The organism is Roseiconus nitratireducens, from assembly GCF_008629675.1.
GTDB lineage: Bacteria > Planctomycetota > Planctomycetia > Pirellulales > Pirellulaceae > Stieleria > Stieleria nitratireducens.
This window is the reverse complement of the sequence record NZ_VWOX01000004.1, coordinates 494,027-514,788: the sequence shown is the minus strand read 5'-3', so window position 1 is coordinate 514,788 and position 20,762 is coordinate 494,027. Positions and strand designations below refer to the sequence as shown.

Annotated in this window: 12 protein-coding genes; 3 read left to right on the top strand and 9 right to left on the bottom strand. The window is 61.0% G+C overall.

The window, feature by feature from the left end; translation table 11 throughout:
• Positions 1-3 precede the first annotated feature (3 nt).
• Positions 4-2,637, top strand: coding sequence for a [protein-PII] uridylyltransferase (gene glnD / locus FYK55_RS09735; protein ID WP_150076196.1), 2,634 nt, complete (start codon positions 4-6; stop codon positions 2,635-2,637).
• Between the two features lie 351 nt (positions 2,638-2,988).
• Complete coding sequence (locus FYK55_RS09730) at positions 2,989-3,660, top strand: hypothetical protein (RefSeq protein ID WP_150076195.1); 672 nt, start codon at positions 2,989-2,991, stop codon at positions 3,658-3,660.
• Positions 3,661-4,650: 990 nt separating this feature from the next.
• Here the strand turns inward: FYK55_RS09730 and FYK55_RS09725 are convergent.
• The 5 genes from FYK55_RS09725 to FYK55_RS09705 form a co-directional block, all read right to left on the bottom strand.
• Positions 4,651-5,955, bottom strand: a complete 1,305-nt coding sequence (locus FYK55_RS09725; protein WP_150076194.1) for a DUF1501 domain-containing protein — start codon at positions 5,953-5,955, stop codon at positions 4,651-4,653.
• Between the two features lie 178 nt (positions 5,956-6,133).
• On the bottom strand, positions 6,134-8,980 hold the full coding sequence (locus FYK55_RS09720; RefSeq protein ID WP_235908557.1) for a DUF1549 and DUF1553 domain-containing protein: 2,847 nt from the start codon (positions 8,978-8,980) through the stop codon (positions 6,134-6,136).
• A gap of 55 nt (positions 8,981-9,035) precedes the next feature.
• Positions 9,036-9,692 (bottom strand): hypothetical protein, encoded by a 657-nt coding sequence (locus FYK55_RS09715; protein WP_150076193.1) that lies wholly within the window; start codon positions 9,690-9,692, stop codon positions 9,036-9,038.
• Positions 9,682-10,353, bottom strand: coding sequence for a hypothetical protein (locus tag FYK55_RS09710; RefSeq protein WP_150076192.1), 672 nt, complete (start codon positions 10,351-10,353; stop codon positions 9,682-9,684). Before FYK55_RS09710 ends, FYK55_RS09715 begins: the two co-directional genes overlap by 11 nt.
• A gap of 13 nt (positions 10,354-10,366) precedes the next feature.
• A complete protein-coding gene (locus tag FYK55_RS09705) occupies positions 10,367-10,960 on the bottom strand; it encodes an RNA polymerase sigma factor (protein ID WP_150076191.1) in 594 nt (197 codons plus the stop codon).
• A gap of 494 nt (positions 10,961-11,454) precedes the next feature.
• Between FYK55_RS09705 and FYK55_RS09700 the strand changes: the two genes are divergently transcribed.
• Positions 11,455-12,435, top strand: a complete 981-nt coding sequence (locus tag FYK55_RS09700) for an ROK family protein (RefSeq protein ID WP_150076190.1) — start codon at positions 11,455-11,457, stop codon at positions 12,433-12,435.
• A 599-nt stretch (positions 12,436-13,034) separates the two neighbouring features.
• Here FYK55_RS09700 and xylA read toward each other — a convergent pair.
• The 4 genes from xylA to FYK55_RS09680 form a co-directional block, all read right to left on the bottom strand.
• Positions 13,035-14,354: a xylose isomerase gene (xylA, locus tag FYK55_RS09695; RefSeq protein WP_150076189.1), complete on the bottom strand. Its 1,320-nt coding sequence runs from the start codon at positions 14,352-14,354 to the stop codon at positions 13,035-13,037.
• 138 nt (positions 14,355-14,492) lie between these two features.
• The gene (locus tag FYK55_RS09690) at positions 14,493-15,920 is read right to left on the bottom strand and encodes a sulfatase family protein (RefSeq protein ID WP_150076188.1); all 1,428 of its coding nucleotides are present in this window, start codon (positions 15,918-15,920) and stop codon (positions 14,493-14,495) included.
• A 45-nt stretch (positions 15,921-15,965) separates the two neighbouring features.
• Complete coding sequence (locus FYK55_RS09685; RefSeq protein WP_150076187.1) at positions 15,966-17,780, bottom strand: proprotein convertase P-domain-containing protein; 1,815 nt, start codon at positions 17,778-17,780, stop codon at positions 15,966-15,968.
• 33 nt (positions 17,781-17,813) lie between these two features.
• Positions 17,814-20,498 carry a secretin N-terminal domain-containing protein gene (locus FYK55_RS09680; protein WP_235908556.1) on the bottom strand — a complete coding sequence of 895 codons (2,685 nt, stop codon included), beginning with the start codon at positions 20,496-20,498 and terminating at the stop codon, positions 17,814-17,816.
• Positions 20,499-20,762 lie beyond the last annotated feature (264 nt).

The following is a 20,762-nucleotide window of genomic DNA, read 5'->3' as shown; positions in this document are numbered from 1 at the left end:
GACATGGCGGCCCCTTCACTTTCCGAAATCGTTCTGAGATGCCGCGAGCGATTGCAGGAAGGTCGTGAACGCTGTCGCATCCAGCACGATGCCGGTTCTCGCGGCGTGCAGGTTTCGGCGCGAATCTGCGATCTGTACGACGATCTGGTGCTGGAAGCGTGGAACCACGCTTGCCTGGATCACTTCGGCGGAGAAACGCCACGCGGGATCGCCCTGGTTGCCCACGGCGGGTTTGGCCGTCGCGATCTGGCACCGTATTCGGACGCGGACATGATGCTGATTACCCGCGCCCGGTCGACCGCCGATGCCGAACGCATCGCCAAATCACTGACGCGAGATCTGGTGGACATCGGCTTGGATGTCGGTTTCGCCATGCGGACGCCCGCCGAAGCCTGTTCGCTGTCCTGGCGAGATCCGGTCATCTTCACCTCGTTGACCGAATCTCGCTTCGTCGCCGGCAGCTTCAACATTTTCCGAAGCTTCTTCGAATCGTTGCGGCGGGGCGCCCGGCGGCGCAGGTCCCGCCTGATCCGCGACTTGATCGAGGCCCGTCGTCAGGAACGCGAGAAATGGGGCGACACGAACTACCTGCTGCGTCCCAACGTCAAAAAGTCACGCGGCGGCCTGCGTGACATTCAGATGATCCGTTGGATCGGGTTCGCCCGTTACGGCGAGGTGGATTTGGAACGCCTGCTGAAATTCGGCGCGTTGACCGACAACGACTACCGTTTGATCCGCCGCGCGTATGACTTCTTGATCCGACTCCGCAACGAGTTGCACTTTCGCGAAGGACGCGCCCAGGATGTGCTGGACCGTCCCACGCAAATGGCCATCGCGGACGCGTGGGGATACGAAGGCGGCGACGGGATGTTGCCGGTGGAAACTTTCATGCAGGAATACTTCGACGTGGCGCGGGAAGTCCGCTACGCGTCGACGTTCTTTGCCGACGACAACCGAAGTCGTCCGATCATCAGTCAGGCCGTTGAACGTCTGCTTTCCAAACGGATTGCCCAGGGAGTGCGAATGGGCCCTTCGCACATTTGGGTCGAGGGCGCCTATCTGGAAAGCTTTGCGACCGATCTGGCTCAGGTGCTGCGGTTCATGAGCATGGCCAATCACCATCGCCGACGCATCGGCCATCACACCTGGCAAACCATTCGCGAGGCCATGCAGACGCGTCCGCCGACGCGTCCCGACGCCGAATCGATCGGCGCGTTCCTGTCGCTGATGAGTCGCGGCGGAAGGCTCGCTCCGCTGTTGCGTCGGTTGCACGAATTGCGGATCATCGAACAGCTGATTCCGGCTTTCCGGCGCGCCAGGGGGCTGTTGCAGTTCAACGCCTATCACAAGTACACCGTGGACGCGCACTGTATCCGTGCCGTCGAAGTCGCGACGGATTTTGCCGATGAGCAATCCGCGATGGGGCGGCGTTATCGTCGGTTGAAAGACAAGACGCTGTTGCATTTGGCGTTGCTGATCCATGACATCGGGAAGGGATACGACGAAGACCATTCGGTCGTCGGGGCACGGATCGCGCGAGAAACCGGCGAGCTCTTGGAGCTGGATCCGGGCAGCATCGAAATCTTGGAATGGCTGATTCTAAAACACCTGGCTGTCAACACCGTCGCCTTCCGGCATGATCTAAGCGACCCTCAAATCGTGCTGTCCTTTGCCAAGGAAGTCGGTTCGATTCGGCGGCTGGAGTTGTTGATCGTGCACTCGGTAGCGGATCTTGCGGCGGTCGGTCCCGGCGTCGTGACCGACTGGAAGATGAAATTGGTCGAAGACCTGTACCTGCGCACGCGGCGGTATTTCGAAACGGGCGATTTGGAAAGCTACGACGACTCAGTCGTTCGCGACTACCGGGCGCAAGTCAAAACCTATCTGGTCGATGAACCCGAGCAAGCGATGAGCCGCAAATTGTTGGCCAACGCGCCGGCCTCCATGTTGCGCCGTGTCAACTCGGAGGATCTGGCGGCGCAGTTGATCGAAGTCGGTCGGTCCATTGACGACGGTGAGAAGTCGTTGTGCATCAGTCAATACGATCCGGTCGCCTCGGCCATGCGGTACACCGTGGTGCATGATCAAGGTGAAAACCGGATCGGGGTCTTCGCCCGCGTCACCGGGGCCTTCCTGTCCTGTGGTTTGGGGATTCTGCGGGCGGAAATCGACACCCTGGGGGACATCGTCTGGGATGAATTCTGGGTGTCCGATCCCGATTATCCCGATGAGCCGCCGCTGCGACGGATTGAGAAGGTGTGCGATCGCATCAAGCACCTGCTGGATACGCCCGAAGCGCCCCTGCCGCCGCAGCGGAGTACCTGGTCGCTGGAGCGAAATCGCGAATCTCCGCAGGTCAATATCCTGCCCACCAAGGTCGACTTCGACAACGAAACGTTGGACCGCTACACCATCCTGTCCTTATTCGCGTATGACCGGACGGGATTGCTGTACCACATCGCACGGGCATTCAGCCAGCTGCATGTCGTGTTGCACTTTGCCAAGATCGACACCCACCTGGATCAGGTCGCTGATGTCTTTTATGTCAGCGAGGAGAATGGGGCGAAGTTGGAAGATTATGACCGCCAGGAACAGGTTCGGCAGGCGCTGCTGGAAGTGGTTTCCGGCGACAAATGATCCGGAGAGATGATTGGGCGTCGTGAGTGAGATCGCTCGGTCCGCGCTCCGACGCGTCCTGGATCGGCTTCCACATCGTCAAACGGCTCGGAATCAACCGTCCGATTGTTCCGGTCAGAGAAGGTCGTCACGCTGCGGCCTAAAGAACGATTGAGAAAGGGTTGCCGTGGTTTTCGGTCGAGCGGTCGATCCATGCCGTGATCGCAAAAGTTTTTGCGAGATCCGTTTGCGTCTGCGGTGCGGCGCGGGAATGCTTCAAGTGATAGAACTGCTGCGGCATGGAGGCCCGTCGGAATGATGGGGTCTGGCATGCCGGTCCTCTCCCTTCCATCAAGCACATGGATGTTAATCATGCGTAAACGCACTCTCCTCAATCGCTGCGTCGCGTTGGCGATCCTCGGAAGCACCTTGGCATTCGGCCAATCGGCTCACGCCGCCGACGACTTCAAGTCTCTGTTGGCCGACGTTCAGTTCGGACAGCCGGCTCCGATCGTCGAACCGACCGCATCGGATTCGCTGCAATTCACCGCGGCCGACACCCCGATGCCGCTGCCGGTTCCCGAGCCGGTCGCCGAGGGCGAAGTGATGGACGCGCCCGCTATCCCCCAACCCTTGCAAGATCAGGGCGTTCCCTACACGACGGTTGATCCGGCCGTGGGGGCTGTCGGTGATTGCGGTTGCGGAAATTCGTGCGAAGGCCATTGCGGGCACGGATGTCATGGGGGCCACTGCGGTCACCTGCTGACCGAGACCGCTTGCACTCCCTACGTCACGCCGCAACTGCCGACGTCAACGTTCTACCAGTACTGGCGTTCCAACGCCTGCAACACCCACGTCTGGGACGGATACCGCAACCGATGCCACGCGCAGTTGAATCTGGGTGGCCACTGCGGAAACGGTCACTGTGGAAGCGGCCACTGCGGCAGCGGACAATGCGGCAGCGGACAATGCGGTGGCAACTGCGGACCGGCGCCCGTCGAATGGGTCGGCGGTGGCAGCTGCGATTCGTGCGACGCACAGTGATGCGTCACCCGGTGAGTTGACGTCGGTGCAAAGGCCTCGTTGCCCAGTTGCGGGGATCCGGACGAAGTGAGCACGGACCGGCCAAACCTCCAGGCCGATTCGTCTGGATCCGATTAGCTGGACAGCGCCACTTTCAATCAAAAACACCGTGATTTGCAGTGCAATGAGCGGCAAGGCGCTAGCCGCCGGTCGAGGCGAGAAAACCCGCGGCTAGCGCCACCCGGCTCACCCAAAGTGGCGCTGTCCACTTAGCCACTGTCTGAAAACTCGCAAACCGAGTGGCTGCCGTCGCGATCGCGGGGGAAAGCCACGCTCTGGCGAGCGTCGCTACTCGTTGTCAGACAAAGCTTGCCCAACGATCGATACGAGGGGATCTCACCGGCACCTTGAATCCGCCCGCGCGGAGTCAGGGTGCCGGTTTTTCGTGCGCGCTCCGCCGCCGCCGCCGGGATCGCTGATCAACTGCGCCGCGGATGCTAGCAAACCGCTTCAGTCCGGCCGAAGAAAAAAATCGTGCGACGTGACGAAACCGCTACAGGTGGCGACCGGAGCCTGCCGATAACTCTTGTACCATGGATTGGGAGGGTGGAACGATCGGTGCCATCGTTCCAGCACTGATGGGCCATGGTGAGGCAGGGAGGGCTTCACCATGGCCCTTCTCCTTTGCGCTGCTGGGAGAAGTTTGGCCGGACGAATCAGAGCGTCGGGGCAGATAAGGTCGTGGGCATTGCGATTCGATCGCTTCGCAGCGACGACGCTTAATGCCCAGCGAACCAGAAAGCCCAACAACCAGAAATCGCAGCGAACAGAAATTGCCGCGAACACGCTTGTTGGCGTGGGAAACATCGACGCCCGCCAGAGCGAGCGTCATCGATGCGGGCCAGATTGCGATGCAACGCCCCACAGCCACCGGCTGGCGACGGTAGAGACACCGTCGGTTGATGGCAGCCGCATAAAATTCGCGCCGGGGGCGTCCATGGCGGGCGAGGATCAGCTGAACAGCTGATCGATCACGGATCCGTCTCGGACCAACGTGATCGGACGACCGGTGGAGCTGTCGTACTCGGTGTTCGGGTCGATTCCCAGGTTGTGGTAGAAACTCGCCGCGACGTTGTCCGGGGAAATACCCTCGTGGCGCGGCCCCGAAGCCGTGTCGTCGCTTTCCCCGATGACCTGACCGCCACGCACGTTGCCACCAGCCATCAGCATGAACATGCATCGTGGGTAGTGGTCGCGTCCGCCCTCAGCCGACCGCGAGTTGATCTTGGGGGTGCGTCCGAATTCGCCGGTGACGAACACGGCGGTTGATTCCAGCAGTCCGCGTTGCTCCAAACCGGTCAACAGACCGCTCAGGCCGAAATCCAGCTTGGGCAGGTTGTTGGTCTTCAGCTTCGTGAAGTTGTCCGTGTGCGTGTCCCAGCCGCCAAGCTGCAACGACACAAACCGCACGCCTGACTCCACCAGGCGCAGCGCCAGCAGACAGCTCTGGCCGAAGGAGTCTTCGCCGAACTGGCGGGCAAAGCTTTCCGGTTCCTGGCTGATGTCGAAGGCGTTGCGGGCACGCGAGGAAGTGATCATCGAATAGGCCTGGTCACCGAATCGGTCCAGTCCGTCCAGCAGTTGGTCGTTCTGTTCCAGGCTGGTGAAGCGGCGATCGAGTTTCTTCAACAGGGATTGCCGACGCTGAACTTCATCGATGCCGATGCCGCCCGGAAGCGAAATGCCCCGAACGTTGAAGGGTTTTCCGAAGCTGGGTTGTCCGTTGGTTTCCAGCGGTGAGTACCGAATGCCCAAAAATCCGGGGCCTTGATTTGCCTTGGGAACCGCGACAGCATCGGGGATGTCTTGATCGGCCGGTCGCTCCTTGGAAACCACGGCCGCGTAGCTGGGGTATTCCAGCGCCGGGATCGGCTTGCTTCCCGTGTTGACGTACTCCTGGCCCAACCGGTGCGCCGCCAGCGTGTGGCTGACGCCGCGCAGGATCACAAATTTGTCCATGCACGAGGCGAGCTTTGGCAGGTGCTCGCAAATCTGGATGCCGGGCACATTGGTGGCAATCGGGTTGAAGGACCCGCGATGGGTATCCGGAGCATCGGGCTTGGGATCGAACGTGTCGATGTGCGACGGACCACCGGGAAGTTCAATGAAAATGGCACGCTGCGCGTTTCCCGGCGAGACTTGACCGGCTGCCGCCAACCGCTCGTAGCCGGCCAACGTCAATCCGCCCAGGGACAGACTGCCGACTTTCAGCAGGTCGCGTCTTCGAACGCCGTCGCAAGTTTGGTGTAATTTCATCGGTGGGATCCTGAGGGGTGAAACAATTGGCGGGAGGCGCCGGTTGTGTGTTCGGAAAGATTGGGTGGTTGGAAAAATCTGAAAGTTGGATGGGAAGCCGACTGGTTCCCCGTTGGCATCCCTCGGTCTCGATGACCGACGGGATCGCCACGCGGGGAGAGTTTGCCGTGGACCGGGCTCAGTGGCTGATGATGAATTCCTTGGTGTTGACCAAGGCCCACATCAGGCCCTCCAGACCGCTGGTCGGGTTTTCCGACTGCCGGATGTACTGCACGGCGACTTCGGATTCTTCTTCGTCGGGGAAACGACTGAGCGTCCGCAGGTAAGCTTCCTGGACAACGTCCGAAAGGGACGTCGCGACGCCGTCCTGGTCGCCTTCGCCGGTCCGCAGCCCCACCGGGCTCAACTCGCTCCACGAATCCGGGTTGGCGATCAGCTTCTTCAACGGAGGCACCTGGTAATCCGACTTCATGCGACGGGCCAGCTTCTTGTACTGTGCTTCCAACTGCGGTCGCATTTTGGACTGACGGTCTTCCGGCAATCGGTTGAACTGTTTGACGCGGCTGATCACCTGGCGTCGGAGGGCGTCGGCGGCGCGTTGCTGGGGAGTCTGTCGTGGATCCGCACCAAACTGGGGCGCTGACAAGCCCATTTCGGCGCAGATCTCGGCAACCCAGCCGTCGCGATCGGCAATCCGTCGATACATCTCTTCATCGTTCCGCAGGTAGATCGATTGCAGCAAGCTGGGAGCGTCGCTGCGATCGCAATCACAGTTGGTTTCGCGAATCGACTGTCCGAAAACGTCCAGGGCAAAGGTCGACTGATTTCGCAACCGGGGATTGGCTTCGGCGATCGCCATCTTGTCCAAGTCGTCTCGCATCTTTTCCGCCTTGCTCGTCGACCCGGTGGCCAACGCGACCATGTCAAAGACGACTTCGGCCGGCATTCGGCGTGGCAGGTGGTGCGAAAAATTGGTCCGGTCCGCCAAGTTGCTGGCGTTGGTTTGGGCGCTCCGCTGGTAGGCGTCACTGGCGACGATTTCGCGGTGCAACCATTTCAGGTCAAAGTCGTGTCGGATGAATTCGTTTGCCAGGTGATCCAGCAGGGCCGCATTGCTGGGCGGATTGGCCAGGTTCATGTCGTCGGTCGGATCGACGATGCCGACCCCGAAGTAGTTGCTCCAGACCCGATTGACGATCGCTTTGGCAAAGTAAGGATTCGACTCGTCACGCAGCCATTGCATCAGCGCCGGACGGGGGTCTTCGGACAGCTCGATTTCCTCTTCCAGTCCCAGGATCTTTCCTCCGGGGACACGTGCCGGTGGAAGCGTCCGACCGGCCTTCTTGGCCTTCGCCCGCCGTTGGCGTTCTTGCGGGCTGATGCCGCGCACGTTGACGACCAGTTCGCCAAACGGAACGACCTCCCCATCTCGGGCCGCTTTGGCAACCGCTCGACGCAGGTCGCCGCCCTTGAGTTCCTTGCCACCGGTCAATTTCTCCACCAACTCGTCGCGTGTTTTGCGCGACTCCGGTGCGATCTGGTTGGCATTGCCAGCGCGGATCGGCGTGAAGAGTTTGGCGAATTCATCGAAGTCGTTTTTGGACCACTGATCGAAGGGGTGCTTGTGGCACTGTGCGCATTCGATGCGGACTCCCAGGAACGTGTAGGCAAACCCAATGGCTCGTTCCTCGGGCTTTTGAAAATTCCGACGGGCCCAGAACAGTGGCATGCCATCACGCTTGGCAAAGCGCTCCGGCTCACCGGCGCACGCCTTCGTCATCTCTTCGCAGTATTCCAGATAGCTTTCGCCTTCCTGTCGGGTTTCCGCGGTGACAATGCCCTCGATGATCTGGTCGTAGGGGACGTTGGCCTCCAGTCGGGTCCGCAGCCATTCAAACCAAAGCCGTGTGCTGACGTTGCGGACGGGCAAAACGTTGTTCATCTGTTCGGCATTGTTGCCGGTCCAGTCGCTCATGCGCGTGGCCCACCAGGCGGCGTAGGCGGGCGATTCGAGCAGACGATCGACCAGTTCGGTGCGTTTGGTCGGTGATTCGTCCGCCAGGAACTCGCGCACCTCTTCTCCGGAGGGAAGGATCCCGGTGATGTCCAACGAAACGCGGCGGATAAACTCCGCATCGGTGCAACGAGCTGACGGGATGATTCCCAATTTGTTCAGCTTCGCTTCGATCAGCCGATCGATGGCGGTTGCCCCCTGGCGGTCGGCGACCGATTGGTCGGCCGCGATTTGAATCTCTTCCAACGGGCGAATCACGAGCACGGGAACGACGGCATTGTCGTAGTAGACGACGACGTGGGTGTCCCCGGTTTCACCGGACGTGACGACACCTTGTTCGTTGATCGCCGCGATCGATTCGTCATTGGTGCTGAAGCGGCACAGCGGTGTCACGTCTTCGGCCGAACCGTCTTCCCAATGGGCAATGGCCTTCAGTTCGATGTTCTGGTCGGGTTGGTCGACGCGGATTTCAGCGGGCTGAATCTCCAGCGATTCCAACGTCTGCACCGATCCGGATTGGAACTTTGCGCCGGCCGCGATCCAATTTCGGAGCACACGATATTCCCAGCCGTGCCGATCGAACCGTTTTCCGCCTTCATGCATGTCCTCGTCGGTGGGTTTGGCCAGGATCAAACTTTCATCGACGTCATCGGGGTCGACGCGCCCGGTGTCTTCAGCGAGCAAAGCCTCGTGATCGCCGGAGAAATCGTATCCGAACAGCGAAAGACGAAAATCGCCGCGTCCCTGAAAGGAGCCGTGGCAAGAACGCCCGTTGCAACCCAGACGACCCAGCAGCGGCATCACGTGTTTTTGAAAGTCAGGAACCTCTTGAACATCCTGGTCACCGAACCGGGTCGCAATCGATTGGGAAGGCACCGGCGATTCCGACGCGGCGGCGTCTTTGGAACGTTTTGGCGAGATCGGTTCGGCGTGGGCTGTGGTCACCAATCCCAACGGGGCCGGGACCGCGACGGCCAGCAAGACGCCAATCAGAAAGGAGAGTTTCTTCATGAGACCAAACGGATTCGCTGAGGGAGGGAATTGGAAGGGCAGGGCAGGGCGGTCGTCAACGGAGCTGTTTCCGACCGGCCTTGCGAAGGTAGTTTTCGTAGGACTGCTGCAAGTTTTCGTCGAAGCGCCGTTCTTTCGTCTGCAGTCGCTCCTGGACCGTGTTGACCTGTTGACGCATTTTTTCCAGGCGTTGTTGCCACACGGAATACTCGTAGCGCGAACGGGCCAGCTCGGCTCGTTCCAGGTGTTCGGTGGCTTCGCGAAGGGCTTTGCGATCGGCGGCGCGATCCCGCAGCTTCAATTTCGCAACGAGCAGGTTGACCGCTGACCGTGCTTTGACGACCTCGACTTCCAGCTCAAATGCTTCCTCGCCACGCTTCTTTGCCGCCTGCAGCCGACGAGATGAATTTGCAAGGTTGCGGATCGCGGCCTCGTACTGCCCTGGATCTTTGCTTCGCAAGCGATCCAGCAGCACCTTCAATTCGGGAAGGTGGCTGTCGACCATTTGCAGGACATTCTTCTCCAGCTCGCGATCCAATTGCGGTCGGTTCTTGCCGGCCTCGTCGGAGGCAGCCGTGCCGCCGTTGGAAGTCAGACGCACCGCCGCATCGTTTCCCTGGACATCAAATCCCGCGGCCGAACCGCAAAACAGGATCAGCCCGATCACGCCCCACCAGGGTCGCCACGAAATGAGTTTTGATTCAGCCGTCATTGGGTTGGCCCTCCAACGAAACGGCTCGCACCGCAGTGACCATCCAGTCAAGCGACTCATCCTGATCGGTCGGTGATTCGGTTTCGCGGACCGGTATCTCCTCGACCGCGGTGAGCGAGTCCGAGACCGCCGTGTCAGATTCTGATTCCCAGTCGACCGCGGGATCGACCCAGACGCGTGCCAACCGCAGCTGAAATTGTTCGGATCGCTCGTCCTGCGACTGCACCGCGCTGGACATCGTATCGGACTGCTGTGTGAAGGGCGCGGTGACGACGGCGAACAAGACGGTGGCCGCCAGGGCAAACGCGACCATGATCGCCCGTCGCCAAGTCCGAGAGTCAAGCGAGTCGGATTCACGGGATGCCGAGGTTGTCGCTTTGGTGACAGAACCGGGCTGCTTGGCAGGGGCAGAGCAGGGCAGGGCGGAGGCGGCGACCGATTGGGTCCCCCGGGGGAACTGGTCGCAGGCGTCGACGACGTCCAGCAGCAACTGGCTTTCCTGCACCAGCACTTCCGCCACGTCCGGGGCATCCAACTGCGACTCGAATTGCGCCCGTTGGGGCTCGTCCATTTCGCCCAACAGGTAGGCCAGGCACCGCTGGCGAATCTGGCCCGCGGGCTCGGAGGAACGGTCGTGCGGTTGATCGGGTTTGAAATTCATCGAATGGATTTGGTTACGGCTCTTCCTGCAATTCGTCTCGAAGCCGCTGCATCGCGCGGCGCATCCGTGTCAGCACGGTTCCCAGCGGAACGTTCAACTGGTCAGCGATCGCCTGGAAAGTCATTTCGTCACGAAGCCGCATCAGCACGATTTCTCGTGACGCTTGTGGCAACTTCTGCAGGGAACGCTGGATCTGTTCGACGGTCTCTCGATTCTCGAGGGGATCAGGATTCTGGTTCGGTGGACGGCTTTGGAGGTAGGCAGCATGTTTTTCTGTCACGCGGTCGGTCGACGCTTTTTGTCGCCACCAGTACGCCGCTTCGTTGGCCGCGACGCGGAACAACCAAGCCCGTCGGGCGACAACCGGGACGTGAGTTTCGTTTTGCAGCATGGCCACAAACACCCGTTGCACGCAGTCGTCCACGTCAGCGGTTTGAGGCAATTTGCCAGCCAAAAAGCGACGCAGTGCCGGCTCGACCCGTTGGAACAATTGCCGCCAGGCCTGACCGCCATCGGAAACGACTGGGGATGTTTCATCGGGCGTCGACCCGTCGTTCCCTTCAGGTCCGTCCGCCGGAAAACTTTGCTCGGCCGAAAATTCGCTCATGGATCCGCTGTCGCAAAGAACATTGCGCGCCGCAGCCGATTTATTTCAGGAATCAGAAAAACTTTTCCGCAAAGATTCTCGCAGGCAACCATTCGACCAAGGCCGATGTGGTCGGGCCGGCCCGCTTCGGAAAGGGACCCGGCGAAGTGGATTTGTGCGGAAGGGAGAGGGCTTTGGGGAGACAAGGCAGATCGTCGGTGTGACCGGGCAGACCATCCGCTCCCGGGGACTCATTTGCGGCCCGCCGAACGATCCTTGGCGGGGGTGCGGGCTGTTCGACGCCCGAACAATGTCGATGATAAACGAATCCCCGGGCATTCGGTTCGCGGTCGGTCATTTTCCGGCTCGGCGCCAGGCCGATGTCGCCCGTTTTGGGGTATCCTCTGCGGAGCCGCGAATCGACGCCCAAGACGACGGTGATTCGGCCCGCGGTTGCGGAACTACCGTCGGCAGTGGACCGTCGTTCGACTTGACGTTGGCGCGCTGGAGAGAAAATGGCTGAGAAAACGAAAGACATCTGGATCGGTTTTGATCTTGGCGGCACCAAGATGTTGAGCGCCGCCTACGATCAAGACTGGAAACTGCTGGGACGTCGTCGCCGCAAGACGCGTGGCCGCGAGGGTAGCGATCAGGGGATCGCCAGGATTGGATCGACGATCGAACGTTTGATCGACGAAAACGACCTGGGGGATCACAACATCAAGGGGATCGGGATCGGGTGTCCGGGGCCGATCGATCTGGATAAAGGGCGGATCTTGACGACACCCAATTTGGGCTGGGACGACGTCGACATCGGCGACTTCCTCAAAAAGAAATTCAATTGTCCGGCCGTCGTGCTCAACGATGTCGACGCCGGCCTGTACGGCGAGTACCAGTTTGGCGTTGCCAAGGGTTCCCGCTGTGCCGTCGGGATCTTTCCCGGAACGGGGATCGGCGGGGCTTGCGTCTACGAAGGTTCGATCCTGCAGGGGAAAGGCATCAGCTGCATGGAGATCGGGCACACGCGGATCAGCAGCAGTACACGTAGCAGCGGCTACGACCTGCCCGGAACCCTGGAAGCGGAAGCCAGTCGCCTGTCGATTGCGGCCGAAGCCGCCAAAGCCGCCTTTCGTGGCGACGCCCCACAACTGTTGAAAGAAGGGGGAACCGATTTGGCCAACATCCGCAGCGGTGCATTGGCCGATTCCGTCGCCGCGGGCGACAAGGTGATCATTCGATTGGTGGAAGAAGCTGCCGAATCGATCGGGATCGCGGTCGTCAACATCATCCACCTGCTCTGCCCCGATAAGATCGTCCTGGGCGGCGGATTGGTCGAGGCCATGGAGGATTTGATCGTGGGCACGGTCGCAAAGACGGCTCGGAAAAGTGTGATGAGCGTCTACAAGGACTGTTTCGAAGTCGTTGCGGCCAAGTTGGGCGACGACGCCGGAGTCCAAGGAGCTGCGGCTTGGGCGCGTCACCAGGTTGAGAACTGAGCCGTTCGAAGAACCTGTAGCCACGCTCGCCAGAGCGTGGAAGATAACAGCTCGCCACCGTCTGGCGACGGTAGCTACATCGGCGTCACGTAGGTCAGGCTGTGCCTGACGACCGCACGGCAGGGTTGGTTTGGCGTAGCCACGCTCGCCAGAGCGTGGAAGATACCAGTTCGCCACCGTCTGGCGACGGTAGCTACACCGGCGTCAGCTCGCTTAGGTCAGGCTGTGCCTGACGACCGCACGGCAGGGTTGGTTTGGCGAAGCCACGCTCGCCAGAGCGTGGAAGATAACAGCTCGCCACCGTCTGGCGACGGTAGCTACACCGGCGTCCCGTAGGTCAGGCTGTGCCTGACGACCGCACGGGCAGGGTTGGGTTTGGCGTAGCCACGCTCGCCAGAGCGTGGAAGATAACAGCTCGCCACCGTCTGGCGACGGTAGCTACACCGGCGTCACGTAGGTCAGGCTGTGCCTGACGACTGCAGGGCCGGGTTGTTTGGCGTAGCCACGCTCGCCAGAGCGTGGAAGATACCAGCTCGCCACCGTCTGGCGATGGTAGCTACACCGGCGTCCCGTAGGTCAGACTGTGCCTGACGAACGCTCTACACGCGATCGATGTAGCGGTTGACGACGCTTTCGAGCAGTTCTTGCCGACCGCTTTGGTTGGCGTCCACCTCACCCTTTTCCAGCATGTAGCTTTCCAGATCCGCGAAACCGACTCCGCCGGACTCGATTTTGGCACCGATTCCGCTGTCCCAGGTGCTGTAGCGTTGGGAGATGAAATTCTCCAGGGCATTGTCGGCACGGAGGGCCGCTGCGATCTTCAGCCCCTTGGCGTAGGCGTCCATGGATCCGATGTGCGCGTAGAACAGATCGATCGGCTCGAACGATTCCCGTCGCAGCTTGGCGTCGAAGTTCACGCCCCCGGTTCCCAGTCCACCGTGCTTGAGGATGTAGTACATCATCTGAGTGGTCAGGTAATAATCGGTGGCAAACTGGTCGGTGTCCCAGCCCAGCAGCAGGTCGCCGGTGTTGGCGTCAATGCTACCCAGGGCACCCTGTGAACCGGCGTAGTCCAGTTCGTGCATCATGGTGTGCCCGGCCAACGTGGCGTGGTTGGTTTCCAGGTTCAACTTGAAGTGATCCATCAAGTCGTAGGCCCGCAGGAAATTCAGACAGGCCGCAGCGTCGCTGTCGTACTGGTGCTTGGTGGGCTCTTTCGGTTTCGGTTCGATCAGGAACTGGCCGTCGAAACCGATTTCCTTGGCGTAGTCCACGGCCATGTGAAAGAACTTCGCCAGGTGATCCAATTCCCGTTTCATGTCGGTGTTGTACAGGTTCTGATAGCCTTCCCGTCCGCCCCAGAACACATAATTCTCCCCACCCAGGCGGTGCGTGACCTCCATCGCTTTCTTCACTTGCGCGGCGGCGTAGGCGAACACGTCCGCATTGCAACTGGTCGCGGCGCCGTGCATGAAGCGGGGATTGGAAAACATGTTGGCGGTGCCCCACAGCAAGCCGACTCCGCTGCGTTGCTGCTCTTCCAGCAGCACGTCGGCCACCGCGTCCAGGTTCGCATTGGTTTCCTTCAGCGAACTTCCTTCGGGAGCGACATCGCGGTCGTGGAACGCGTAATAAGGTGCCTGGAGTTTTTCGAACAATTCGAAAGCCACCCGGGCGCGGTTCTGCGCGTTTTCAACGGATTCCGAACCGTCGTCCCAGGGGCGAATTGCGGTCCCGGGCCCGAACGGATCGCTGCCGGTTCCCCGAAACGTATGCCAGTACACGATCGAGAAACGAAAATGTTCCTTCATCGTCTTTCCCTCGACGACCTCCTCCGGGTTGTACCACCGGAACGCCAAGGGGTTGTCGCTTTGGGGACCTTCGTACTGAATAGTCGGGATGTCGGGAAAGGCGGTCATGGAGTCGCTCAGACAAGGGAGGGTGGGGGACGATCACACGGGCGACTAGTTTGAAGCCGCCGCCGGTTGGAACAAGCGGTCAAACCGCCAAGTTGGCGGAGAGCCTAAGACGGTCAAGAAAGAATCTCAATGCCCAGTTTAGGGTTTACGGTCGCACTGGCTGGGCGCGACGACCAAATTCTTTTCGTGTTGGCGGATGATTTCCGCGATCTGCTTGAGCACGTCGGGATGCTGCTGGGCGACATCACGCTTTTCGCCGATGTCGGTCTCCAGATCGTACAACAGCGGCGGATCATGTTTGGTGGGGGTCCGCGCCGCCGGGGTGTAGCTGTCCTGAGTGATCAGGTGCGCTTTGTAGCGTCCGTGTCGGACGGCCATCAGCCGGCTGTCGCGGTAATAGAAAAACGTTTCGCGCGGCGAGGGGGCGTCAGAGGTCAGCATCGCCGTCAGGTCGAACCCGTCCAGGACGACGTCTTCATCGATGTCGGTTCCCGCCATTGATGCGAAGGTCGGCAACAGGTCCAAGGTGCTGGCCAGTCCGCGCTGGGTCTTGCCCGCCGGAATCGTGCCGGGCATCCAGAAGATGCCGGGCACCCGCTGGCCCCCTTCGAACGTCGTGCCTTTCCCGTTGCGGAGCGGTCCGGCCGAACCGCCCTGATCGCCGAACGTCAGCCAGGGACCGTTGTCGCTGGTGAAGACCACCAACGTCTGCCGGTCGATGCCCTCGTTTCGCAGGGTCTCCAGCACCTGACCGACGCTCCAATCAATTTCCTCGATCACATCGCCGTAGAGTCCGGCAAGCGAGTGATCGACGAAGGGCTCGTCCCGAAACAGCGGCACGTGCGGCAGGGAATGCGCCAGGTACAGAAAGAACGGTTGGGCGGCATTGTTGCGAATGTATTCGGTCGCACGTTCGGTGTATCGCCGCGTGATGGTGTTCTGATTGACCGGCCGCTCGATCTGCCGGACGTCCGAACCGCTGCCGGCCAGGAGCGGAACATTGAAATGTCGGTAGTCCGGATCAATGAAAACCTGTCGGCCGGTCTTGGCTTGGGAGGCGACCTTGTCCATGTCGTTGCTGTAGGGGATGCCGTAGTAGCTGTCGAAACCGTGCTCGGTCGGCAGATATTGCGGCAGGTGCCCCAGGTGCCATTTGCCGACCATGCCAGTCGCGTATCCGGCGTCCTTCAACACTTCGGCGATGGTCAGTTCGTCGGCTTGCAGGCCGCCGACCGAATCGGGAAACAGCACCCGACGATTTCCGTACATTCCGGTTCGCACCGGATAACGGCCGGTGACCAGTGCCGATCGACTGGGGGTGCACACGCTGGAGGCGACGTAGAATTGCGTCAGCCGCATCCCCTGCGCCGCCATCTGGTCCAGATTCGGGGTCGCGATCGTGGGATGGCCGTAACAGGTGAGATCGCCCCAGCCGAGGTCGTCACAGAAGATGACGACGAAGTTGGGCTTATCCGCGGCGGCGGCGGGTTGGCAGAACGTGAGAGCACACGCTGCGAACAGCATCAGCGGCAGCGACACGGATGCCGGAAGAACTCGAAGTGACATGGGACCGAATCGGCAAGAGGGCGGAGGCGGGGAAGCCCGCCCAGTTTACTCGCCCCCGAGCATCTTTTTGTACCGGTCGATCGCTTGCTTTCTGGCTTCCAGTTTTGCCTGTCGCTCGGTCTCGCTCATTTGCGCCCATTGCTGCGGCGTCGGCCGCCGCAACCGATTGGCGAGTTCGGCTTTGACCTCCGACGACCAGTCGCCCGGCATCGAGGCCTTCAGCTGTCCCGCTTCCATCTGGTCGTTCCATCCGGGCACGCCCGACGAGAAGTCCGCGGCGGCACTGGTCAGTTCGGCGGTAGATTCGTCAGCGGTGTCCGGTACCTCTTCTTGACGCTCGTCAAGCAAGCTTTCTTCATCCGGTCGTGCGATCAACGCCCATTCGTGCAGCATGCCAAAGCGGTCGCTGCGCGAGCATCGGATCGTCAGTTGCCACACTCCCTTGATGCTCTTGCCGTTGAAGGTGGACAGGCCGGGCTGACGCTTCACCGTTCCTTCCGGAATGAAAGTACCTTCGAATGGAGGCCGAGCCTTGTTGATCGGCTCGCGGGCCTGGTCATCGAACACCGTTTCGTTGAAATGGTCGTCGTTGGACCCCACCGCGGTGAACAGCTCAATCCGCTGGCCGTCCGGACCGGTCAAGTATCCGTCCAGGTAGGACGTGTAGGTGTGGGTGATGGAAAGCTGCACGTCCATGTCCGCGATGATGAAATCATCTTCCACGTTGATCTCAGAAACGATCGTCTTCCGCGGAGGCAAGATCTCGGCGTTGGTATTGGCATACCGACCACCAGTCATGCCCTTGGTCGACAAGACCTCGATCGGTGAAAGCAGCCCGTCTTGGTTCGTGTCCATGCGAGTGAATTCATTCACACGCGCGTCGGTCGGCTCGGCCGCGAATTCCATCAACGAAACTTGTCCATCGCGATCGCCATCCAGCTCGTAGTACCAGCCGGGCAGGCCTTCGGTCAGGTCGCCGGTCTGGTCCTGCAGATCAGACAGGTACGCGAACAATTCGTCGCGGGAGAGGACGCCGTCGCGATCGATGTCGATTTGGCCCGCGGGCATGCCTAAGTCCACGACTTCGTCGCTTTCCAGCTGGCCGTTGCGGTTGGCGTCAAATCGATCCAAGACGCCAGCGGTCAACCAATATTTGCTGCCCCCGCTGCGTGACCAGCGGCTTCGGCGACGACGGTCGTCGTCGTCATCTTCGTCGACCGAAGGACGAATGCCGTTCCCAACCCGGCGGGCACGCTGAATCAGCTCGCCGGCGTCATCGCGGACCAACCGCCGCCGTGCGTACCGCTGTGCCAGTTCCAGCCGGCTTAACTGGTCGTCCTTGTTGAAGTCCATCAGGAAGGGGTCGGTGTATCGCCAGCGTCCCCGGTCGGCTTCCCGGCGGCTGAGGTATCCGTCGCGGTTGCGGTCGTAACGTTCAATGGCCCGCTCCGCATCCTCCAGGTCGTCTTTGGTGTACGGATACTTGACGTCCGGCAGTCCAAACTCCGGGACCATGATGTCGTCATCGCTGAGCCCGAACGGTTCCACGGACCGTTCCTCGCTGACGCGAACGTTGTCATCATCGGTGCCGTTTTGCATCGCGTAGTAAATTCTCGCGGCCTGCTGCCACTCGTCGATGCGGGTGCGGCGGTCCAAGGAGATCCGGCGGGCGCGGGCGATCCGTTCCAGGTAGGGACGCGACAGCGGCGTGATTTCGTCGGGTTCCAGATAGCCGTCCCCGTCGCGGTCCAGTAGTTCCAGCGACTGTCGCAAACCCGATTGGGCGGTCGCGGTCAGCGGAACGGCGGCGGCCAAGGCAAAGACCAACAGCTGGACCCTGGATCGCAGGATCAATTGCATGCAAGCGTTCATCATTTGGCGAGCCATTCGGATTTAGCGTCGATCGCGATCGCGGTCACGGTCACGCGAGGATCGGCTGGGGCTGGCTGATTGTCCCAGCATCACCTGCTGCAAGACCTCTTCGATCACGTTGCTGTTGCTGGGGGTCAGCACGCGGACGACCTGTTCTCCACGGCCATCGATCACCTTGGCCAACCGTTCGACCTCTTCAAACAGCTGGTCCGGAGCGGTCACGATCAGCGAATTGCTGGGTTCGTGCACGGCCAGCGTCATCTTCGGTTCGTCGTCCTGTCCCTTCGCGGCGCCACCACGGGCGGGCGGCTGGCGGTCGTCGCGGCGGTCATTGTCTCGGGACCGGTCATCGTCTCGGTCACGATCGCGCTCACGGTCTCGGTCGCCGCCACCGCGGGGGCCACCGCCTGCCGTCGATGAAGCTGCTTCGGCCACGCGGCCGGCAAACGCCTTTCGCAACGCGGCTTCGACCTCAGAAGCACGCGTGTGAACCAATTCAATCACGTGGGAGCGACCGTGGGTTTCCACCGACGTAATGCTGTTGTCCTTTTCGATGATTCGCAGGTACTCTTCGATGCGATCGATGTCTTCGGTGGTCCCTTGGGCGATCAGCCGATTCAGCCGCGGATCGGCGACAATCGTGGCCGTGCCCGCGATCAGGCTTAAGGTTCCGTCACGGTTGGTCAGGATCGGACCCAGGTAGGAACTTGTCGGGGAAGAAACCACGGAATTGATCAACGAGCCGCCGGTCGATTCGCTGATCACGTCGCCGCCGTCGAGCAGTTCGGCCAGCATCCGCAGGGCCTCGGCCGGTTCGGTGTACTTCAAGTAAAACGTGATCGGTTCGGAAACCGCGGGGCTTCCGATGCCGCCGGTCAGCATGGCCAGATGGTCTTCGAACTGGTCCAGCACCCGCGGGTCGTCGCACTGAACCAGAAGGCCCCGCGAGGTCAACTGGCATTCGATCGCCGGTTCACTCGGGTCCGGAGAAGGCGTCTCCAGCAGCTGGCCGCGGCCGTGCAAGGAGACAAAGTGGTCCGGCACGTTTCCGTTGAAAGCGTCCAGCAAATCGTCCTCGCTGGGCTGGCCCGCATCGGAACCTTCGTGCACGACGCGTTCGGTGTTGGGCTTCAGTGCCGCCGAGTCCGATTTGAAGAGCACCAAGGGATTGGGTTTGCGCCAGAACCTGGCCGCCAAAGCCAGCGATTCCAAAGCTCGCTTGCCTCGCATCGACAGCAGACGAATGTTCGCGTCGCTGGCAACCGCCTGCTCCTTGTCGTCCAAACCCTCGACGATTTGGCGAATCTGTTCGACCTGTTCGGGGGTCCCACGGACAAACAACCGCCGATTCGCCGGATCGGCATCGATCTTCGGCGCCTGTCGCGCTTCGCGGTCGTCGTCGTCGTCGTCCAGCGGCGCCGTCAGATCCAGCATCTCTTCGATCAACCCGATCGCGACAAACGGGTCGACCGACCCCAGCGAAATCACTTCGAATTGAGCTTCGTCGGCCGCCAACTGAGCAACCGTCGCGGCGATCTCTTCTTGCACCTTCGGCGGAGCGAGGGCGACGACCGTTCCGGCGGTCTGGTTCTTGGAAAGCCGCACGTCCTGGCCGGCTAGCAGCGTCTGCAGAACGTCGTAAGCCAATTCGACATTGCCGCCGGCGATCTTGTGGGCTTGGAACTTGGCATCGCCCTGGGTGTCGGCCAGTGACGGCTCGGGAACATCGATCGACTCGACCAGTCGTTCGATCAATTTGACTTTGTCTTCGATCCCGGTGACGAAAATGTGCTTGCCCTGCAAGTCCGACGAAAGGCTGACATCGATCCCGATCATCTCGCCGGTTGCCAGACCCAGGTGCGGACGGGCGACGACCAGCACGTCTTCGGCGCTGACGTGTTCCAGTGTGAAACTCTTGACCACGGTGCCGTTGTCGAGCGCCGAGGGTTCAAATGACTCCAGGACCGCTTTGACGTTCCGCAGCTTGGCGACGGTGTCCGTGACCATCAACTGATTGGTCTTTTCAAATACCGCGGGCGTCACCATCAAATTGATGGCGGACAGTTCATCGACCGCTTCTTGGGCCTTCAACGCTCCCAGCGGAAACAGGCATTTGACAACGTCCTGCGCGTTTCGATCCGCCAGTTCTTCCGGACGCACCAACTCAGCCAACGCATCAAGTTGCTGTAGACTGCGCGGATCGCTCAGGTTGATGACCGAAAGCAAGTTGCCGCTGCGGACCAGCGAGTAGCCTTCCGGCAACAAGAACAGGTTGATCCGATCGATCGCTTCATCAAACGTGAAGGGGCTCGGATCCGTGTAAGTGAAACTGCCTGGCGGTACCGCGTCGACATGCAATGCCAGCGAGGCCTCCTCGGCGATCCAATTGATCACCTCCCGCCACGGGACGCCGTTAAAGGAGAAGCGGACGGTGGCGGGATTCGCGTCAACGGCATCGGGGACCGCAGATTCCATATTCGCTGACGATTTCGCACTGCTTTCAGCAGTCGTCGGCTCGGTAGAAGTCTGCGCGGGAGTCGCCTGGGGGGCGGTTTCGCCAGAAGCCTCCGACGCCGCGGTTTCGTCGGCTCGAGTCGGCGTCGCGGTCAGGACGCAAAACGCCAGGGCGACGAAGCAAGTCGCAAACCAGGCAGACGCGCGCGGACGGGTGGAGGCGTGTCGGAGATTTTGCCGTGAAAGATTCATGCGGCAGCTCGTGCTGGGTGGGAGACCGTCGCAGCGCATCCGCTCTCAAGCGAGTTGCGGCGAAAGCGGCGCGGCGATCTGGGCGGGTGGTGGGGTGGGCTGCGTGCGGACAGGGGAAAGGTGTCCGCGGGCAGGAGGGTGCCGCAAAGTCTATCCCAAAAAAGACGGCCGTCGGGAGTCCGTTTCCAGGATCTCCGGATTTCCGGCGTCACATGCTTGGGCCAGTCGAACCCGCGGGACCGTTGGGACCGGTCGGCGGGGCGG